Source organism: Nostoc sp. (genome assembly GCF_036917315.1).
Classification (GTDB): domain Bacteria; phylum Cyanobacteriota; class Cyanobacteriia; order Cyanobacteriales; family Nostocaceae; genus Nostoc.
Genome location: NZ_JBALDR010000016.1, coordinates 25,826 through 45,345, shown reverse-complemented (window position 1 = coordinate 45,345; position 19,520 = coordinate 25,826). Strand labels below are relative to the sequence as shown.

Here is a 19,520-nt window from a genome sequence, read left to right as displayed (position 1 = left end):
TTCCATACAAGGTTAACTGATATTTAATTAAGTGGCAACTCAGATTTTAGAAACTCTCTGCAATCTTTCTTCCATACCAACGTTGCCCTGTAAGCCTCCTGTGTGTACTAGCAACAAGCGATCGCCTTTACAAAAAAATCCCTGCTGTAGTAAATCCATCACTCCGTAAAACATTTTGGCGGTATATACGTAATCAAGGGGTACGCCATGTTCTTGTGTAAACTGTTGGCTAAACAGTAGTAACTCGTCGTTCACCTTTGCATAGCCGCCAAAATGATAATCACATACCAATTCCCAGGAAGCGGGAGAACTATATGGCGAGGGTAAGCCAGAGGCGAGGTAATTTATCAATAGATTTTCGATTTCTTGTGTGAGAAATGCGCCATTTTTTAGAACGGGAAAAGCGATCGCTCTTTGTTCTTTATGCAAAGAAAGGGCAATACCTGCTAGTGTGGTGGCTGTACCGCAGGCTACGCAGATACGATCGAATGCGATCGTCGCATCATTAACTATTTCTGTGCAGCCGCGCACACCATTTAAATTACTCCCACCTTCGGGAATGATAAACACCTCACCGAAACGTTGTCGCAGATATTCTTCTAACGCTGGTGTGTTACGCTGTCGATACATTTCGCGGTTCAGATACACAAGCTGCATACCCTGTTGTACAGCAAAACTCAGCGTTGCGTTTAATGGTAGCCTCTCCTCTCCACGAATTACGCCGATGGTGCGAAAACCGAAAAGATTACCAGCCGCCGCAGTTGCATAGATGTGATTGGAATAAGCGCCGCCAAAGGTTAGCAGTGTTGTGAAATTTTTCTCCTTGGCCTCTAAAAGATTGTATTTCAGCTTAAACCACTTATTGCCGTTAACCCACGGGTGCATGAGATCCAGACGTAGCACATACAGTTCAACACCAGCGTGACGGGCGATTTCGCTATTGATTTGTTGTAGAGGAGGAGTAATAAAGGTTAACGACATCTGTCAAGATTCTAACTTAGAATTTGCATTTTCTCACGTTCATTATCGAATATAAAAGTAATGATAAACATTGAGTAATTCAATGGTTAGTCAAGCTAAATGATGAATAAATCTTTCTGATGATTAGCTTTAGAAATTGGCATTTTACTAATTGAGTGTTTCAGGTAAATATAAGAAACAGAACACTCGCTCCAGATAATATTCTTTTGGAGAAAAGAAATGGTTGCACTCACACAGCTTACTCAAGTTATTTCCCCTCCTGGACGTTTGACGATTGAAACTGTTGAAATTGCTCCTCAAACGACTGCTATACGTTGTCTCGATTGGGATAGAGAACGTTTTGATATCGAGTTTGGTTTACGGAATGGTACAACCTATAATTCTTTCTTAATTCAGGGAGAAAAAATTGCCTTAGTTGACACATCTCACCGCAAGTTTGAGCAATTATATCTTGAGGTAGTGACGGGATTAATCGATCCAACTAAGATAGATTACTTGATTATTAGCCATACAGAACCTGACCACAGTGGCTTAGTGAAAGATATTTTAGAATTAGCTCCTTCCATTACTGTTGTTGGTGCAAAGGTAGGTATTCAATTTTTAGAAAATATGGTTCACCAGCCTTTTAAATCAATGCAGGTGAAAAGTGGAGAGCGATTAGATTTAGGTAACGGACACGAATTAGAATTTATCTCTGCACCTAATTTACACTGGCCTGACACAATCTTGACCTATGACCATAAAACTTCTACACTCTACACTTGCGATGTGTTTGGGATGCACTACTGTGATGACCACACTTATGATGAAAATATTACCTTACTTGAGGAGGATTTTAAATATTACTATGATTGTCTTATGGGGCCAAATGCTCGGTCTGTCTTGGCAGCTTTAAAGCGGATTGAAAAGTTAGAAATAGCAACTGTTGCTACAGGACATGGTCCTTTATTACAAAACTATATCTCCGAATGGCTGGGACGATATCAAAACTGGAGTTTAGAACAAGCAAAAATAGAGACTTTAGTAGCTCTATTTTATGTTGAAGATTATGGGCATAGCGAACATTTAGTCCGTAACATTGCACATGGATGCGCAAAAACAGGCGTAGCAATAGAATTAGTAGACCTCAATAGTGCGGAGCCTCAAGAAGTTCGAGAATTAGTTGCACAAGCTTCTGGTTTAGTAATTGCAATGCCACCCCAATCTTCGGTGATGATTCAAGCTGCTTTAAGTACAATTTTGGCTGCTGTTCATAAGAAACAAGCAATTGGTTTATTAGAGTCAGGAGGGGGAGAAGATGAACCAATTTACCCCTTACGTAATAAGTTTCAAGAACTAGGATTAACTGAAGCTTTTCCACCTATTTTAGTTAAGGAAATCCCTACCCAAGCAACGGAACAACTTTGTGATGAAGCGGGGACAGATATGGGTCAATGGTTAACCCGCGATCGCACCATAAAACAAATCAAATCTATCAATACCGAGCTAGAAAAAGCTCTAGGGCGGATTACCACAGGATTATACATCATCACTGCCAAAAAAGGAGAAGTTCAGAGTGCAATGCTGGCTTCGTGGGTGACACAAGCCAGTCTTGAGCCTTTAGGAGTAGCGATCGCAGTCTCCAAAGATCGGGCAATTGAATCTTTAATGCACGTTGGCGATCGCTTTGTTTTAAATGTTTTAGAAGAAGGCAAATATCAAGGATTAATGAAACATTTCCTCAAGCGTTTTGCTCCTGGTGCAGATAGATTTGCCGGAGTGAAAACATATCCGGCTAAAAATGAATCGCCCGTTTTAGCTGAAGCTCTAGCTTACATGGAATGTGAAATCACTAGCCGCATGGATTGTGGAGATCATTGGGTAATTTATAGCACAGTCCAAACTGGAAGAGTTGCGAAGCTAAATGCACTTACTGCTGCGCATCACCGCAAAATTGGCAATCATTACTAAATTGTCATTTGTCATTTGTCATTTGTCATTGGGGATTGCTCAATAATTAATAATTCTTCCTCTGCTCCCCTGCTCCTCTGCTCCCCTGCTCCTCTGCTCCTCCTGCTCCTCCTGCTCCCCCAGACGCGATGAATCGCGTCTCTACAACTCCCAAAAAACTATGTATAAATCTGTTGAAAATACCCCGATTACCATGTACGAAATCAATCGTGGGCGCGTTGTCCGAAGCTTGGAATTTATCCAAGATGTAATTGTAATTTCTTTGTGTATCGGTTTATTTAGCTTCATGGTGCTTCAGGTGAGAGATATGTTTCTCTCCTTACTTCCACCTTTAGATTTTCATGCTGTTACTGCCGATATTCTCTTTTTACTTATCTTAGTTGAGCTATTCCGACTGCTGATTATTTACCTACAGGAACATCGAGTATCTATTGGAGTAGCTGTTGAAGTTTCTATCGTTTCCGCATTGCGAGAAGTCATTGTTAAAGGTGTTCTAGAAACAAGTTGGAGTCAAGTTTTAGCAACTTGCGCCTTTTTATTAGTGCTGGGAGTACTACTGTTTCTCCGAGTTTGGCTACCTCCTACCTTTGAAGGTATCGATCCCGAACAAGAAGTATCTAAACGCTATAGAAGCAAAGCCAAGTCTGAATTAATACAAAACAATGGTCATTAAAAATAGGGAGTAGGGAGTGGGTAGAGACACAATTAATCGTGTCTGTAGAGAGGAGAATCTTCTGCCATGTCAAACGCCCAATTCCTAATTCCCCATTCCCCGTTCCCCGTTCCCCATTATTAACAGAGGTTATTATGTCTGTCGCCACATTAACGCCCAACCATAGCAGAGATGTACAAGTTGCTGAAATTGGTAAAAATACTCTGATTTTACGATCGCGGACTTGGGACAGATTAAAATTTGAAGTTGAATATTCCCGTCAACGGGGAACTACAGCGAATTCTTATCTAATTCAAGCTGATAAAAAGGCTTTAATTGACCCTCCCGGCGAATCTTTTACCGAAATTTACCTTGAGCAACTAGCACAACATCTAGATTTCATCTCCCTCGATTACATTGTTCTCAGTCATGTCAATCCGAACCGCAGAGCAACCTTGCAAGTATTACTCTCTCTGGTTCCTCAAGCCACTCTCATTTGTTCTCGCCCCGCCGCAAATGCTCTCAAAACTGCCTTTCCCGAATTTGAATCACCTATTCAAGCGATGCGATCGCAGGATACTCTAAATTTAGGACAAGGACATCTTCTATCATTTATCTCCGTACCGACTCCCCGCTGGGCCGATGGACTTTGTACCTACGATGCCGCTACAAAAATTCTCTACACAGACAAACTTTTTGGCGCTCATATTTGCGAAGATACTTTGTTTGATGAAGATTGGAAGGGTTTAGATGCAGAACGTCGTTACTATTTTGAATGTCTCCATGCACCCCAAGCCAAACAAGTCGAAGTAGCCTTAGATAAATTGTCGCTTTTGGGAGCCAGATGTTATGCCCCAGCACACGGGCCGGTTGTCCGTTACAGCCTGAGTCGTTTTACTTATGATTACCGTCAATGGTGTCAAGGGCAAAAATCTCAAGAATTGAGTGTCGCTTTGCTATATGCTTCTGCTTATGGAAATACAGCAATTGTGGCGAATGCGATCGCTCAAGGTTTGATTCAAAATGGAGTTAATGTAGAATCAATTAACTGCGAACTAGCTGATTCTGCGGAGATTAACCGCATTGTAGAAACCTGCGATGGCTTGATTATTGGCTCACCCACTTTAGGCGGACATGCACCGACTCAAGTTCAAACTGCTTTAGGAATAGTTCTCTCGGTGGCAGCCAAAACTAAGTTAGCAGGGGTGTTTGGTTCTTATGGCTGGAGTGGCGAGGCAATTGATTTAATCGAAAGCAAGCTCAAAGATGCTAATTATCAACTAGGGTTTGAAACAATTCGGGTGCGTTTCAGTCCGACTCCTGAGATTCTTCAGCAGTGTCAAGAAGCTGGTGCTTTTTTTGCCCAAAACTTGAAGAAAACTAAAAAGCTGCGGACTTCCCGCCATATTGTCACAGAAACCCATGTAGATCGTACCGAACAAGCGGTGGGGCGCATCGTTGGTTCTTTGTGTGTTGTGACAACTCGTGATGAAGAAACTCACAAAGGGGTTTTAACTTCTTGGGTATCTCAGGCAACTTTTAACCCGCCAGGAATTATGATTGCGATCGCTAACGAGCAAAATGCAGATTTAATGCATCATCCTGGCGATAAATTTGTGCTGAATATCCTTAAAGAAGGAAGAAATGTCCGCCGCTACTTTTCTCGTCACAGCACTTTAGGAGATAATCCCTTTGCGAATCTTGCCACAAAAACTGCTCTGAATGGTTGTTTGATTTTGAATGAGGCATTAGCCTATTTAGAATGTACAGTGCAAAATCAGCTGGAATGTGGCGATCGATGGTTAATTTATGCCGTCATCGATCGCGGTGAAGTATTGGAAAATGATGGTGTCACGGCTTTGGAACATCGGAAATCTGGCAGCTATTATTAATCTGACTGTTCACTTTTATCTAGAAAACTTCTCTCTTTGTAGAGCTACGGTGTACACACAAGTCTTTTAAAATTGCAATGGCATTGTTTTGGCTAACAATGCCATTGTTTCGCCTAACAATAAACTCATAGGACTTACCCAAACTCTACGAACTCTTGGCGTTATTCTCTAACGAGACGCTTCTCTTTCAGAGACGCTAAAGCGAACGCGAAGGCGTCTTAGCGGTTCGATAAATTAAGCTTTTTGGCTATTTTTGCGTAAGTCCTGACTCATTATTGATTGCATGAATGAACGAGTTATATATTTTTATGTTATCAAAAAGCTATTTCTTATAATATTCAATAATATTTTAAGGTTATTTGTATATATTTAAAAACTAAAAACTTCAAAAATGTTTATTTTTGTAAAAAATACATAGTAAAGGACCACTAATCGAAACTATAGTATATCTATAAAGTTGAAGTAGTTTGAAAATTTCAAAAAGTATTTTTTCAAGCAATTAAGTCTTTAGTCATGGCTAAGTAATTGTTAAAATTCCAATTTTGAGCTTGATAAAAGCTGCAACTATCCTCAGTCGATGCATCGACTGAGATATTACTATGTGAATTGCTTACAAAGTAATTTTGTGCAGCATAAATTCGCATATCTAATTGGCAAACTCTCAACCAAAGAGTATTTAATTACTTGAGAGATTACTTTTGCTGGTTAGCTTTAGCTTGTGAATAATTAGTATTCACAACAAATAGTGGTGTTTTCTTTTGTGTGTGAGGAACGAGTGTGAATTATTACCAATTAATGTGTGCAAAAAGAGTCAGTTGGCTGTGCTTACTTACTGCTTTAATTTCGCTGAGTGCATCTCCTGCAACTGCTCAATCAATTACTGACAATCCTGTAAACAATTTTGAGAGCGCAGACAAAGACAACAGTAGCGGAGTTTCAACTAATTCTAATTTTCTAGAATCGAATGCGATCGCTCAAGTAAACTCAGTATCTCAATTATCTGACGTTAAGACAACAGATTGGGCATTTCAAGCACTGCAATCAGTAGTGGAACGTTACGGTTGCATTGTGGGATATCCTGACAGTACTTATAAAGGGAATCGTGCCTTAAGCCGTTATGAATTTGCTGCGGGATTGAATGCTTGCTTAGATAGAATCAACGAACTGATTGCTACTAGCACTGGTGACTTAGTTAAAAAAGAAGATTTAACTACTCTCCAAAAACTCCAAGAAGAATTTACATCTGAACTTGCGGCACTGCGGGGCCGAGTAGATGCCTTAGAACCTCACACAGCTACTTTAGAAAAGCAACAGTTTTCTACCACAACTAAGCTTAATGGCGAAGCGATTTTTTCTTTGTCCACAGCGACAGGTGGGGAACCAGGCAGCCAAGATGCTAAATTAGCCTTCAATAATCGCGTCCGGCTCAATCTTACCAGCAGCTTTAACGGCAGTGATTTGTTGATTGTTGGACTTCAAGCTTACAACTTCAGATCGAGCGGTTCATTTTATGAAAGAGGAACCATTCAAGGCCAATTACTACCAAATTCAAGTTTTCTTGGTGCAGGTTCAACCAAGTTAAGCTTTGAACCTCAATTTCCTGGCTTTAATCCCCAGACATTACAACCTGACGGCGGAGCAAACTCAGTTAGTGTTTACAAGCTAGCTTATGTCTTACCGTTGTCTCAGAAATTTGTTGTCTTTGCTGGAACCAATGCAGAGATTACAGATGTTTTTCCTGCAATCACTCCTTACGCTAGCGATAGCCAAGGTGCAATCTCTCGATTTGCAGGTTACAACGCTGCTGTCAGAATTACAGGAGGCACTTCTGGTACGGGTTTATTAGCGGGTGCTGGTTTCTTGTGGAATCCTTCAAAACAAGTGGGACTTGGAGTTATTTATGGTAGTGGTTCGGCTCCGATATCAGAAGATCGCGGTCTTTTGAACACACCTTTGGGAGCAGGTGTCTTTAACGGTACACAAGCAATTGCTGCCCAACTAACCCTCAAACCAATCTCAACTATTGATATCGGCATCAACTATGCACACAGCTACCACACAATCAACATTCTAGGTACAGGCTTGGGTAGTGCAGATATTGCTTCTATTCAATTTACTCCCAATGCAGCACAGCTGGCGAGGTTTGGCGGTAACGCAACATTAGCAACTCTTGATGAGCCAATCAATGTAAATTCTGTTGGTGCAACAGTAACGTGGCGGTTTGCGCCGAAAACATCCCTGTCACTATCAGGTGCATTGCTTTTTGCTAATCTCTTGAATGTGGATGCCTCTACAACCTACAGTAGTTGGTCGGCTGGGTTGCATTTTAGAGATATATTCCATGAAGGGAACACCGCCGCCGTCATTTTTGGACAGCCGCTTTACCGAGAATCTGTAGCGGGAGTTGCTTCTCGTCCAGAAGACACGACTCCCTATCATTTAGAAACATTTTATAACTATCGGGTTAGCGACAATATCTCCATTACCCCTGGTGTATATTTCATTTTTAGCCCGGAAGGCTTTAGTGCTAATGACACAGCAATTGTAGGCGCACTTCGCACAACTTTTACTTTCTAGAAGACTGGAGGCTGAGGATTGGATGTCACATTGAAAATATTTTCAGCCTTGTCGAACATTATTGTTCGACGAGCTTGGTTAAAGCCGTCCGTCAACGTCACTGACGAACGGCTACTCGTTCTCTTGACATCTGGGCTGATGCCTTAACTTGACACCAACGGTAGGATGCCCATCCTAATACTCTAACTTGCCACTGCTTCAGCAGGGGCTGTCTCAGCAGCAGTTATAGGTAAATAAACACTAACTTTTTTACGAGTTTTGCCCTTTCTCTCAAACATTACAACACCGTCGATTAAGGCAAACAAAGTGTCATCGCTGCCAATACCAACGTTGTTACCAGGGTGGAATTTAGTACCACGCTGACGCACGAGAATGTTTCCTGCACGTACAACTTGACCGCCATAACGTTTGACACCCAGACGCTGGGCATTAGAATCACGACCGTTGCGTGTACTACCTGTTCCTTTCTTATGAGCCATAATTTCCTCTTGTGTATCTTCTTCTTATTATTCAGCAGCGGTTTCAACTTCTTCGGCAGCGGTGTTATCTATAATGGGGGTTTCCTTCTCCGGTTCTCCTTGGGCAGCGAACACTGCACCGTTGAAGGTGATGGAGTCAATCATAAGTCTGGTAATTTCCTGACGATGCCCCCGTTTTTTGCGGGTTTTCTTTTTCGGCTTCATTTTGTATACCAGGACTTTACGACCTCTGTAATGTCGCATTACAGTCCCTTCTACAGTCGCACCTGTTACTAATGGCTGTCCAATGGTGACTTCGCCATCGTGCTGCACGAGTAATACGGAATCTATTGTAACTTTTTCATCTGGTTCGATCGCCAGCAGTTCAATGTCGTAAAACCGGCCTGGCTCTACTCGTATTTGTTTGCCGCCAGTTTCAATAATCGCGTAGGTCATGGAATTGTCCTTGAGGTTGCCGTACAGGTAGCTGGTTTTTATCTCTTATAGAGTGCTTTTGCCAGCCTTTGTAATATGTCTACCTGATCCGAGCAGGAATTAGACAGACAATCTAACATACTATTTTATTCATAGGCGTCAAGTCAAGCTCTAATCGGATTTTTTGCGTTTGGCATTGCTATCTGGTCAGTCTGAAGATGAGAAATCAGTTAATTACTTTGTGCGATTGTGCGATCGCTCATTTTCTAAGAGTGAGGAGGAATTAGTCAACAGTCTTCATGGGCGTAGGTGTAACGCGTTGTAGACATCACCCACTCACACGAATGTCAATTGTATTTACAAGCAGTAAAAACAAATACTTTTTATAGAAAAATTGCTACTATCTTAGGGCTGAATCTATGAAAAATTAACATTAGTTAGTATTAGCTTAAAAGTTATATTTTGTTATCAAAATCAACACATTCTTCTTCTTTGTTTTAAGATGAAATATACGGTGTCTCATCTAGAAATTCTTTACAAAAGTTAGTGAATCCTCAAGAGTTAAACTATCACATTCAAACCTGATATTTCAAACAGGAGATTGATTGTCATGACACAGCAAAATGCTGCCCGACTTTTTCAAGCTGTAAAACAAGATCAGGCATTACAGCAAAGACTCAAAGCAACAGCCGATCCAGAAGCCTTCATCAAAATTGCTCAAGAGCGTGGCTATGATTTCACTGCCAAAGAACTGGATAGTGAAATCAGCAAATTATCTGAAGAAGATTTAGCTGCCATTGTCAACCCAGGATGGGGGACTAGACGCCACATTTATCCTAGATAATTTCTGTTCTAGGAAACCGAAAGTATAGAAATAACTGAATTGACAAGTTTTACTCCTCAAGGGGATACTGTTGCATCATCTCCTTTAGGGGTATTCCTGTTAAACACAAGGCTTAAATCCCTGATTTCCTAGAGAAGTCGGGGATCTTATTGTTTGCAAATGATTAAGTAGAGCTGTTATATCAAGTCCGACTAATTAGTTATGATTTCCACAGTCATTGCACCCCACCCCGCTTGCGAGGCTACGGTGTATACACAAGTCTTCTAGAGTTGCGCCACAGGCTTTTGATCCCCCCAACCCCCCTTAAAAAGGGGGGCAAAAAGCTTTCAAAATCCCCCTTTTTAAGGGGGATTTAGGGGGATCTAGGACAATTTTGGTTTTCTAGAAAGTGTATAGAGTTAAAAACCCTTTCTCTACTCTCCATCTCGCCACCTGCTTAACTCATGAGTTAGGATGACTATATTTTAATCAGGTGATATGAAAAGAATAGAAGTTGAGCAAAGAACTATTTTAATTGGTTTGGCTGGTAGCCACGGCTATGGTTTAAATCGCCCTGATTCCGACTTTGATTACCGGGGAGTATTTATTGCACCCAAAAGGTACTATTTGGGATTCGATCGGATAGAACAAAAAGATACTGGTTGGGATGAACCAGGAATATTTCCATTCATTGATGGTAACAAAGATACGGTTATATATGAATTAAGAAAAATCCTCCAGTTATTAGCGGGCGCAAACCCCAATGTTTTAGAATTACTCTGGTTAAATAACTATCCTTTTTTAAGCGCAGTCGGACAGCATTTAATCGATCGTAAACAGTTATTTTTGAGCAAGAAGGTAAAACATACTTACACTGGTTATGCCTTTGCCCAAATCAAAAAGATGGAAACTCATCGTAAGTGGTTGTTAAAGCCACCGCAAAAAAAACCAATACCATCTGACTTTGCTATAGAAGACGAAGCACCCCTTAGCAAAGATGAGCTAAATGCTTTTCTGGAATATCTTTATAACTTAATCAGAGGACGGATTGAGTTTTTAGAAGAAGCGGAACAATTATATCAATTGCTGACAGCAGATATTGATTTTAAAGGAGTTTTAAAACAATATACTTTACCTGATGAAACTTTGGAATATACCCAAAAGTTAACCAATAGCCGTAAAGATTTTATCCGTCTGCTTCAGAAAAGCCAAAGCTATCAAATAGCTTTAAGAGAATGGAAGGCTTACTTATCTTGGCAGGAGAATAGAAATCCGGCTAGGGCAGAAATGGAAAGAAAGTCGGGTTTTGACCTCAAACATGGAATGCACTGCATTAGATTGTTACGCAGTGGAGTAGAAATATTGCGGCGAGGTGAAGTAATTGTAGATAGGAGAACAGCTGGTGATTTTGAGGATTTAAAAGCTATTTTAAAAGGTGAGTATTCTTATGAGCAGGTGATGAAAATAGCAGAAGATTTGGTCGCCGAAATGGAAGTGGTTTGCGAACAATCTGCGCTACCTCATAAACCTGATTTGGAGCAAATTAATGATTTGTGTATGGAATTGGTAGAAATGCAAAAATGGAGTCATTAGTCATTAGTCATTGGTGCTTATAACTGACAAAGGACAAATAACAAATGACTTATTTTAAAGAGTGTACATTAAATCAGCAAAGCCATAGAGGCTGATAATGAGTAATAAAGATGCTGTTAGTTGAGTAATTCGCGTTTGGGGTGAGGGAGCGATCGCTTCCCGCACTAAGATGGAAATAGATGCCCCCACTACTAAGCTCAAACCTAAGATTAAATAGGGCATGTCAGGTAAAATACTGGCTATTGCCAGCATTGCGATCGCTAATAAGAGCATCAATAATTCTACAAACCTGGGCGGGTTGTATTGGCTAGATAGAACAAAGCTGTTGAACCAAAAAGACCAAAATCTCATATTTCAGTACTGAGTTAAGAGTTAGGAGTTAAGAGTTAGGAGTTAGGAGTTATATATAGTCAGTGCTGATTGAGGAATTAAAGTTGTGAGATATGAAGCAGCTTTCCATTCAAAACTCTTAACTATTAATTCTTCAACGGAGGCGGAGCATTTCCGGCTCCGCTCCTAACTTTTAACCTCTAGCTCCTAACTTTTGACCTGTGCCGTTCTTTTGTGCAGTATCACTTTCTGGTAGTTCCACGCCAAAGACGCGGCTAAAAACTTTGGCGACTTTGTAGCCAGAATCAATCGATTCTAAAGGGTCTTTCCGCAGTCTGTGACGCAAGCATAGCGTAATTACGCGATGGATATCATCAACCGTAACTTCAGTGCGTCCTTCATAAGCTGTTAAGGCTTTGGCGGCGCGGTTACTAACAATATCACCCCGCAAACCATCTACATCCAGTTCTGAACAGACTTCAGAAATTTTCACCCGCAGATCGTAGTCAATTTTCACTTCTGGCAAAAGCTCTTGAGCATTGACAATTTGCTGTTGTAATGCTTCCTGCTGGGGTTTGTAGTTTTCGAGAAATACGGGAGGATTTTGGTCAAAATCTGCCCGTTGTTCCACGATTTGCACCCGCAAGGCTGGTTCTTTTACGGTGTGAATTTCTGCGTGCATCCCAAAGCGATCGAGCAGTTGGGGACGTAGTTCGCCTTCTTCTGGGTTTCCAGAACCCACAAGCACGAAACGCGCTGGGTGACGAATAGAAATACCTTCTCTTTCTACAGTGTTCCATCCACTGGCAGCAGAGTCGAGTAACACGTCTACAAGGTGGTCATCTAGTAAGTTGACTTCATCCACATAGAGAATGCCTCGGTTAGCCTTTGCCAGCAGTCCCGGTTCAAAAGCTTTGACACCTTCAGATAAAGCTTTCTCGATGTCGATTGTGCCACAAACTCGGTCTTCTGTAGCTCCTAGGGGCAGGTCTACCATTTGGACTTTTTTCTGAGCTACGGGAATTTCCGCCCCTTGTTCTAACAGTTGGCGGACTTCATCGCTCATCAAGTCAGGGTCGCTAGGATCGCTACTGAAGGGGTCATTAGCAACCACAGAAATTTCTGGTAGCAGATCCGCCAGCGCCCGGATAGTTGTGGATTTCCCGGTGCCGCGATCGCCCATAATCATTACACCCCCAATTTTGGGGTCAATCACGTTCAATAGCAGCGCCAGTTTCATTTCTTCCTGGCCCACAATTGCCGTAAAAGGAAATACTACGCGACGCGCACTTGCCGTGGATTGAGCAGTTGGACTCACTAAATTACCTTAACAATATTTTTCTTATTACAGTTCTTTATTGTGACACAGGTAGGGCATGGGGGAATGTGAAGATCGGGAGCAGGGGAGCGGGGGAGCAGGGGAGCGGGGGAGCGGGGGAGCAGAGGGGCAGGGGAGCAGGGGAGAAGTTGCAGTAAGTCTTTCACCTCTGCCCCTCTGCCCCTCTGCCCCCCTGCCTCTTTTAAATGCCCCATTCCGCATACCAATATCTATTGGGCACAAATGCTTATTAGCTGCGTCAACTACCTTAATTTGTCTGTTTTAGTTTTTTGGTGCAAAGGTTCCATAAGCAAGGAACGAACAACTACCAACTCATCAATTCTGTACTAAGCATAAATACTTGTAGACTATATGGTTAGTAGATTCAATCGTAAAAGCGATCAATGGCGTGTGTGGGTAGCTAATGCATCATTCAAATTTATGAAATCATCTTTTATTGTCCAAAGTTGGCGGCGACTACTTAAATCTCTTTTTCCCATTCTCATTTTAATATCGTTTGTTACTGTATTTCTGGTGGACAGTTTCACCCCTGCGATCGCACAGTTACCTCGTCAAGAAATTCGCGGGGTTTGGATGACCACTAATGATTTTGACACCCTCAAAAATCGGGACAAGGTGCAGGATGCAGTGAGTCAACTGCGGCGGATGAACTTCAACACAATCTATCCTGTGGTGTGGAATTCTGGCTATGTGATGTATCCTAGTGCCCTAGCACAACGTGCAGGTATTCAACCTTTTGTCTACAAAGGTTCAGATGGACATGATATTCTGGCAGACCTCATTACCCAAGCCCATCGCCAAGGATTGCTAGTGATTCCCTGGTTTGAGTTTGGTTTCATGGCTCCCCCAACTTCAGAACTAGCAATGAATTACCCGGATTGGTTCACGCAAAAGCGGGATGGTAGCCAAACTTCAAACAGTGCGGCTGGTGAGGTGATGTGGCTCAATCCATTCCATCCAAAAGTGCAACAGTTCATCACTAATCTTGTGCTAGAAACTGTTACCCAATATGATGCCGATGGCATTCAGTTTGACGATCACATGAGTTTGCCTCACGAATTTGGTTACGATCAATATACAGTTGCTTTGTATACCAAAGAAACGAAAAATCCTCCCCCAAAAAATCCCCAAGATGCGGCATGGGTAAAGTGGCGGGCAGATAAGATTACGGCGTTCATGGTAAAACTTAATCAAGCTGTGAAGCAGAGAAAACCCCAGGCGATTTTCTCTGTTTCTCCTAATTACTATGATTTTGCTTACAAATTTCACCTGCAAGATTGGCTAGGTTGGATGCGGCAAAATATTGTGGACGAGTTAATTGTGCAAATTTATCGTCCGGATCTGAAAAGTTTTGTGGACAATATTTCTCGCGCAGAAATTCAAGAAGCGCAACAAACAATTCCAACTGGAGTTGGCATTATGACAGGGTTACGAAATAACCCCGTTCCTATGCAACAAATTAAGTCTCAGGTGCGGGCTGCTCAAGAACGGGGTCTAGGCGTAACCTTCTTTTATTATGAAAGTCTTTGGAACGACGATCTAGAATCTTTAACTGAGCGACAAGCTGGATTTCAAAATCTTTTTCCATCTCCTGCACTCCGCGCCAGAGCTGAATAACTTTTCTGTTTAAGATAATGTTAATAAGTTCGTAGTAAGGACTTTAGTCCTTATTTTATAAGCACTAAAGTGTTTACTACAAACTATCAAAACTAGGTTGATATAACTTCTTACTTCCCACTATCTACTCCTAACTCAACATGACAATCTTCTACTGAAGCGCCTTGTCGCATGGCACTAACTAAAGTCTCGTAGCTAGACCAATTTTCTTGAAGTAAAGTTTTTGCCTGGAGAGCATGAAACCGCATTTTCTGCTGATAAACTGATTCAGAAAAGCCTAACATTGTCAAGACTCCTATCAGTTTGCTTTTATCATCAGATCCACCCTCAGCATTATCAAAAACTAGGGTTTCAGCAGCAATACCCGCCATCCAAACAGTGCAGTAGCGGTCTAGCATTTGGGCGCTGATTTTACCTACTTCTAGTTGAGATGCTAATTCGCCATCATCAAAGCTAACGCCGCCTTGGCCGGGTTGCCCCTGTTTCCAGGCTTCCCAAGCGCTGAGTGTGTAGCCAGTAACGGGAATACCCAACAGGTAAGCAACCAAAAAATGTCCTGCTTCGTGGTGGACAATGCGATCGCGGTGTTCTTTTGAAAAACCAGCAATCCAATCTACAAAGATAGTACCACCCTTGCCTTGCAGACTGAAGCTATCTAATGTCGCTATGCCTAAGATGGTGAAGGTAGCAAGTGCTGGTACTGCCGGTGATAAGTTGAAGAATGGCCCCACCAGTACCGATAGGGTCATGAGAAAGATAGATATTGCAACTAAATTTAGGCTAGTTTGGCTCATTGAAAGTTTTCTGAATGCAACTTAATATTTCTTTATTATGTAGGAATTAATGTATATTTAATTGTCTAGGCGTGGATTTGTGATTTTGGTTAATTAATTTATTCTTTGGAAGTCCCTTAGTTCTCAATGCGATAACGTATCAACTGCTTTATTGCTGTTATTGGTAATCCTAAAGCTTGAGCGATCGCAGCATCAACTTGAGCATATTCAGTCACAGGAAACTCAAATTCCATTTCCTTTAAAACCGAATCAGCAGTGTAAACTTTAACTTCAGTCAACTTTTGTTTGCGTTGAATTACAGCTTCAATAGACATGACAGCTAGTGAAACAGAAAACTGAATTTGATGTTTTGAGTCGGCGTGAATTTGGGCGGCTGGATCGTAGGTATAGCTCAATACTTGATGCGTTAGCAAACCCGTACTCAACCAAAAAAACAATCCGATTAAGGGTATTGGCAGCCAAAACTCTAGTCCTAAGTTAATGAGAAATTGCAACCAACGAGGTCGAGCCATAATACAGAAAAAGTTTGATGATTAATTCATCATAAGAAAAAGAAAAAAGTACAGCGACATGATGAATGAGAATTTTACTTGTAGAAGATGATATTACTCAGTTACAACCACTACAGGGTGCGCTATCGAAAGTCGGACATATTGTAGATGGTGCTGAAGATGGTGAAACAGCCCAATGGTTAATGCAACAGAGAGACTACGATCTGTTAATTTTAGATTGGATGTTGCCCAAAGTAAGTGGTGTTAGTCTGTGTCAACAGTATCGTCAAGCAGGAAAAACGGCTCCAGTGCTGATTCTCACAGCTAAAGATGCAATTTTGGATAAAGTATCTGCTTTAGATGTTGGTGCAGATGACTATCTAGTTAAACCCTTTAGTTTGCTGGAACTGTTGGCAAGAGTACGAGCATTGGGACGCAGAGCGCCACTCTGGCAAGGCGACACGCTAGAGTTAGCCGACCTACAACTTCATCTCAACACTCTAACGTTACAACGCCAGGAAGTTACAGTCCAGTTGTCGGGTCGAGAGTTTCAATTGCTAGAATATTTCTTTCGACATCCCAGGCAAGTACTCACTCATGACCAAATCGAACAAGCACTTTGGGAGTGGAATATACAACCAGACAGTAAAGCGATCGCCATGTCAGTGCATCGACTGCGGCAGCGCTTACAGATGGTGAAAGCAGAAGATTGGCTACAAACCGTTTACGGTATGGGATATAGATTGCTTGCTCCTGAATCATGCGATCGCTAATCCCTAACATGTTCAACCGCAGTCGGCGTAACCTAGCTCGCTGGTTTACGCTCTCTATGGGAAGTATTTTGGCGATCTTTGCGATAATACTTTACTTTTTAGAAGTAAAAGAGCAATTGCGGGCATTTGACCAAGAACTTTACAACACAACTCAGTTGATGGCGGCTGGCGTTGAAGATGGACTTTACCAAGAACAGCAACGCATTAGTCTCGAAGATGTCCCCATCTTGGGTGGTGAAGCTTTGCCCTTTGACAATAAAATTATTTATGCTCGTTGGTACACTCCCAAAAAGCAATTACTAGAGTTTTTTGGTGTCATTCCATCAGAGCAGTTAAATAATCGATTAGGATTTCAAACAATTGAGTTAAGCAATCGCGTTTCTACCAGTGTTCGCCAAAATAAACAACTGCGTCAATTAACAGTTCCTGTTTTTCAGGATAAACAATTAATTGGCTATCTAGAGATAGCCGCTTCTTTAGCGCCTGTTGAAGAAACTTTATGGTCGTTGAGACTGTTTTTAATAGTAGGTGTACCCATTGCTTTAAGCGTAATTGGTTTGACGGGGTGGTTTCTTGGTGGAATGGCCATGCAGCCAATTCGCCAAGCCTACGAGCAATTACAGCGCTTTACAGCCGATGCTTCCCACGAGCTACGGACACCCCTTCAGGCAATTCGGAATCATGCTCAGTTTAGTTTGCTCGAACCAATCGATCCCAATCAACAGCAAAGTTCCCTGGAAAATATTGACCAGATTACTGAATCAATGGGAATGTTGATTAGTGATTTATTATTCTTAGCTCGAAATGAAGGACAGTTAAAGCCAGAGGCACTTAACCTCGTCAATTTGGTTAGCTGGCTGGGAGCATTAGTAGAGCAATACACTCACTCAGCAAAGGTAAAAAACTTAGAATTCACCAGCGAATTTCCTGAACAATTGGTAATGTTGAGAATAAATCCAGATTTAATGCGGCAAGCAGTAACAAATCTTCTTAGTAATGCCTGCCGCTACACGCCGTCTGGAGGTAGAGTTTGCTTACGAGTCTTCTTTGAGTCTCGTTGGGTAGTAATTGAAGTACGGGATAGCGGTATTGGGATTCCAGAGGCAGATTTACCGCATATCTTTGAGCGGTTTTATCGAGTAGATAGCGTGCGATCGCGCCATACTGGAGGCTTCGGGTTAGGATTAGCGATCGCCCAACAAATTGTCCAGGTACATGAAGGACAAATTATCGCAATCAGCCGTTTGGATGAAGGCTCTACATTTCAAATCAAGCTACCCTTCACGCCTAAACCTTTACCATAACGAGCAATTAATACTGAGCAAGCAAAGATTTTAATTGTTAGTGAAGGAATTTCTTGGCTTAAGAGGTTATTTGAAAAGTGTTTCGCTGTGACTTTAGGCACTTTTAGATCCCCCCTAACCCCCCTTAAAAAGGGGGGAACCGGAATCAAAGTCCCCCTTTTTAAGGGGGATTTAGGGGGATCTAAAATTTTTGATACCGACAAGAGGACTTTTCAAACATCCTCTAAGACCGTGCTGTTACTTTCTTGTTACTTTTATCCGGCAATCTGAAAATAAGCGTGAGTTACACATCAGATTGGAGGTATTAACAAATGAATTTCAATCCTATACCCAGCATCGTTTTAACTAGCTTGTTTGCCTTGCTAATTTCTTTTGAGGTGGAAGCGCAGAAAGCACCAAACCAAATTGACAATTCGCCAAACGCTCGTGTTACTACTATCTCCGGTCAAGTTACTAAGCTTTTAGATGACGAGTTCATTCTCAACGATGGTAAGGGACAAATCATTGTTGATGCAGAACCTCAGTTGGGGCAACCCATTAACCTCTCTGTAGGAGAACAAGTCACCGTAGTTGGCAACTATGATAACAATGAGTTCAATGCCCTTAGTATTACTCGTGCCAACGGTGAAACTATTCAAATTCATGACGATTAAATCTCCGATACTTCAGGTTGTTCCCATGAATCTAATTTTGATTGCTGAAGACTAACCGGCGTTGCTGAATCAAGGGATGATTCTTGTAGGGTGGGCGTCTCGCCCGTCCCGAAATACAAGGGACGGGCAAGATGCCCATCCCGCAAATATGCAACGCCGACTAACCTTGTTTGCTGTTTTTTTCTCTATCACTAGAATGATGGCTACTTTTCCAGTCGCAGACATAATGTGACCTTAGTAGGTATAAAACATCAAATAGGATAGGAGATGAATGTGGCTGAAGAATTTAAAAAGGGCGATCGCGTTGAATGGAACACTTCACAAGGTAAGACAACTGGCAAAGTTGTAAAGAAGCTCACTTCACCTACAGATATTAAAGAACACCATATTGCTGCAAGTGAAGATAACCCCGAATATTTAGTTGAAAGCGATAAGACAGGAAAACAAGCTGCTCACAAGCCTGATGCTCTGAAGAAAGTAGAGGAGTAATGCTTAGTTATGAGTAAAGATATTAAAACGGTGATTGACGAGTTTCATCAAGCTGTCAATATGACACCTAAAGAACTAGAGTCTTGGCTAGATACGGATGAGTCACAAACTGTCGGGCAAAAGGATGGCGACGATGAGTCAATCGGTCATAAATCTGGACGGCGTATCATCCAGCTATTGCAGAAAAAGGATGATTACACCAACGACGATCTTTCGCACATGAAAAAAGTTATTAGTTACGTCCATCGTCATACTGCACAGCAGCCATCGGGTGATTTGGAACACACACGCTGGTGCTATTCTTTGAAGAATTGGGGACACGACCCACTTAAGTAAAGTACTTTGTAGCCCGCCATTTAGGTGGGCAAA

General features: G+C 41.8%; 19 protein-coding genes. 12 read left to right on the top strand and 7 right to left on the bottom strand.

Annotated elements, in window-relative coordinates; genetic code table 11:
• Positions 1 to 39 precede the first annotated feature (39 nt).
• Positions 40 to 981: a 1-aminocyclopropane-1-carboxylate deaminase/D-cysteine desulfhydrase gene (locus tag V7K84_RS09190; protein WP_334837486.1), complete on the bottom strand. Its 942-nt coding sequence runs from the start codon at positions 979 to 981 to the stop codon at positions 40 to 42.
• 219 nt (positions 982 to 1,200) lie between these two features.
• Here V7K84_RS09190 and V7K84_RS09185 point away from each other — a divergent pair, with 219 nt between their 5' ends.
• The 4 genes from V7K84_RS09185 (at position 1,201) to V7K84_RS09170 (ending at position 8,052) form a co-directional block, all read left to right on the top strand.
• Positions 1,201 to 2,931 carry a diflavin flavoprotein gene (locus V7K84_RS09185; RefSeq protein WP_334837484.1) on the top strand — a complete coding sequence of 577 codons (1,731 nt, stop codon included), beginning with the start codon at positions 1,201 to 1,203 and terminating at the stop codon, positions 2,929 to 2,931.
• Positions 2,932 to 3,091: 160 nt separating this feature from the next.
• On the top strand, positions 3,092 to 3,604 hold the full coding sequence (locus V7K84_RS09180; RefSeq protein ID WP_334837483.1) for a phosphate-starvation-inducible PsiE family protein: 513 nt from the start codon (positions 3,092 to 3,094) through the stop codon (positions 3,602 to 3,604).
• 134 nt (positions 3,605 to 3,738) lie between these two features.
• Positions 3,739 to 5,475 carry a diflavin flavoprotein gene (locus V7K84_RS09175; protein WP_334837482.1) on the top strand — a complete coding sequence of 579 codons (1,737 nt, stop codon included), beginning with the start codon at positions 3,739 to 3,741 and terminating at the stop codon, positions 5,473 to 5,475.
• A gap of 777 nt (positions 5,476 to 6,252) precedes the next feature.
• A complete protein-coding gene (locus tag V7K84_RS09170; RefSeq protein ID WP_334837481.1) occupies positions 6,253 to 8,052 on the top strand; it encodes an iron uptake porin in 1,800 nt (599 codons plus the stop codon).
• Positions 8,053 to 8,234: 182 nt separating this feature from the next.
• Here V7K84_RS09170 and rpmA read toward each other — a convergent pair whose 3' ends face one another.
• Both rpmA and rplU read right to left on the bottom strand, forming a co-directional pair.
• Complete coding sequence (rpmA, locus tag V7K84_RS09165) at positions 8,235 to 8,531, bottom strand: 50S ribosomal protein L27 (RefSeq protein ID WP_289798566.1); 297 nt, start codon at positions 8,529 to 8,531, stop codon at positions 8,235 to 8,237.
• A 27-nt stretch (positions 8,532 to 8,558) separates the two neighbouring features.
• Positions 8,559 to 8,966 carry a 50S ribosomal protein L21 gene (gene rplU / locus V7K84_RS09160; protein ID WP_334837480.1) on the bottom strand — a complete coding sequence of 136 codons (408 nt, stop codon included), beginning with the start codon at positions 8,964 to 8,966 and terminating at the stop codon, positions 8,559 to 8,561.
• 589 nt (positions 8,967 to 9,555) lie between these two features.
• On the opposite strand from rplU, the gene V7K84_RS09155 reads away from it, so the two are divergent.
• Together V7K84_RS09155 and V7K84_RS09150 are read left to right on the top strand one after the other, a co-directional pair.
• Positions 9,556 to 9,789 carry a Nif11-like leader peptide family natural product precursor gene (locus V7K84_RS09155; RefSeq protein ID WP_334720947.1) on the top strand — a complete coding sequence of 78 codons (234 nt, stop codon included), beginning with the start codon at positions 9,556 to 9,558 and terminating at the stop codon, positions 9,787 to 9,789.
• Positions 9,790 to 10,266: 477 nt separating this feature from the next.
• A complete protein-coding gene (locus tag V7K84_RS09150) occupies positions 10,267 to 11,361 on the top strand; it encodes a nucleotidyltransferase domain-containing protein (protein ID WP_334837479.1) in 1,095 nt (364 codons plus the stop codon).
• A 54-nt stretch (positions 11,362 to 11,415) separates the two neighbouring features.
• On the opposite strand, the gene V7K84_RS09145 is transcribed toward V7K84_RS09150, so the two are convergent.
• Both V7K84_RS09145 and bchI read right to left on the bottom strand, forming a co-directional pair.
• Entirely contained in the window at positions 11,416 to 11,712 is a 297-nt protein-coding gene (locus V7K84_RS09145) for a hypothetical protein (protein ID WP_322667694.1), read from the bottom strand.
• A gap of 172 nt (positions 11,713 to 11,884) precedes the next feature.
• Positions 11,885 to 13,009, bottom strand: a complete 1,125-nt coding sequence (bchI, locus tag V7K84_RS09140) for a magnesium chelatase ATPase subunit I (protein ID WP_334837478.1) — start codon at positions 13,007 to 13,009, stop codon at positions 11,885 to 11,887.
• Positions 13,010 to 13,450: 441 nt separating this feature from the next.
• Between bchI and V7K84_RS09135 the strand changes: the two genes are divergently transcribed.
• A complete protein-coding gene (locus V7K84_RS09135) occupies positions 13,451 to 14,647 on the top strand; it encodes a glycoside hydrolase family 10 protein (RefSeq protein ID WP_442940935.1) in 1,197 nt (398 codons plus the stop codon).
• Positions 14,648 to 14,757: 110 nt separating this feature from the next.
• On the opposite strand, the gene V7K84_RS09130 is transcribed toward V7K84_RS09135, so the two are convergent.
• Together V7K84_RS09130 and V7K84_RS09125 are read right to left on the bottom strand one after the other, a co-directional pair.
• Positions 14,758 to 15,441, bottom strand: coding sequence for an ATP-dependent Zn protease (locus V7K84_RS09130; RefSeq protein ID WP_334837476.1), 684 nt, complete (start codon positions 15,439 to 15,441; stop codon positions 14,758 to 14,760).
• Between the two features lie 116 nt (positions 15,442 to 15,557).
• A complete protein-coding gene (locus V7K84_RS09125; RefSeq protein WP_334837475.1) occupies positions 15,558 to 15,953 on the bottom strand; it encodes a hypothetical protein in 396 nt (131 codons plus the stop codon).
• A gap of 65 nt (positions 15,954 to 16,018) precedes the next feature.
• Between V7K84_RS09125 and V7K84_RS09120 the strand changes: the two genes are divergently transcribed.
• From V7K84_RS09120 to V7K84_RS09100, 5 genes are all read left to right on the top strand, one after another.
• On the top strand, positions 16,019 to 16,705 hold the full coding sequence (locus V7K84_RS09120; RefSeq protein WP_334837474.1) for a response regulator transcription factor: 687 nt from the start codon (positions 16,019 to 16,021) through the stop codon (positions 16,703 to 16,705).
• Positions 16,693 to 18,009, top strand: coding sequence for a sensor histidine kinase (locus V7K84_RS09115; protein WP_334837473.1), 1,317 nt, complete (start codon positions 16,693 to 16,695; stop codon positions 18,007 to 18,009). The genes V7K84_RS09120 and V7K84_RS09115 overlap by 13 nt, the downstream gene beginning before the upstream one ends.
• Before the next feature lie 311 nt (positions 18,010 to 18,320).
• A complete protein-coding gene (locus V7K84_RS09110; protein WP_334837472.1) occupies positions 18,321 to 18,662 on the top strand; it encodes a DNA-binding protein in 342 nt (113 codons plus the stop codon).
• 273 nt (positions 18,663 to 18,935) lie between these two features.
• A complete protein-coding gene (locus V7K84_RS09105; RefSeq protein ID WP_322674149.1) occupies positions 18,936 to 19,151 on the top strand; it encodes a DUF2945 domain-containing protein in 216 nt (71 codons plus the stop codon).
• A 9-nt stretch (positions 19,152 to 19,160) separates the two neighbouring features.
• Positions 19,161 to 19,487, top strand: coding sequence for a DUF3140 domain-containing protein (locus V7K84_RS09100; RefSeq protein ID WP_334837471.1), 327 nt, complete (start codon positions 19,161 to 19,163; stop codon positions 19,485 to 19,487).
• Positions 19,488 to 19,520: the final 33 nt, after the last annotated feature.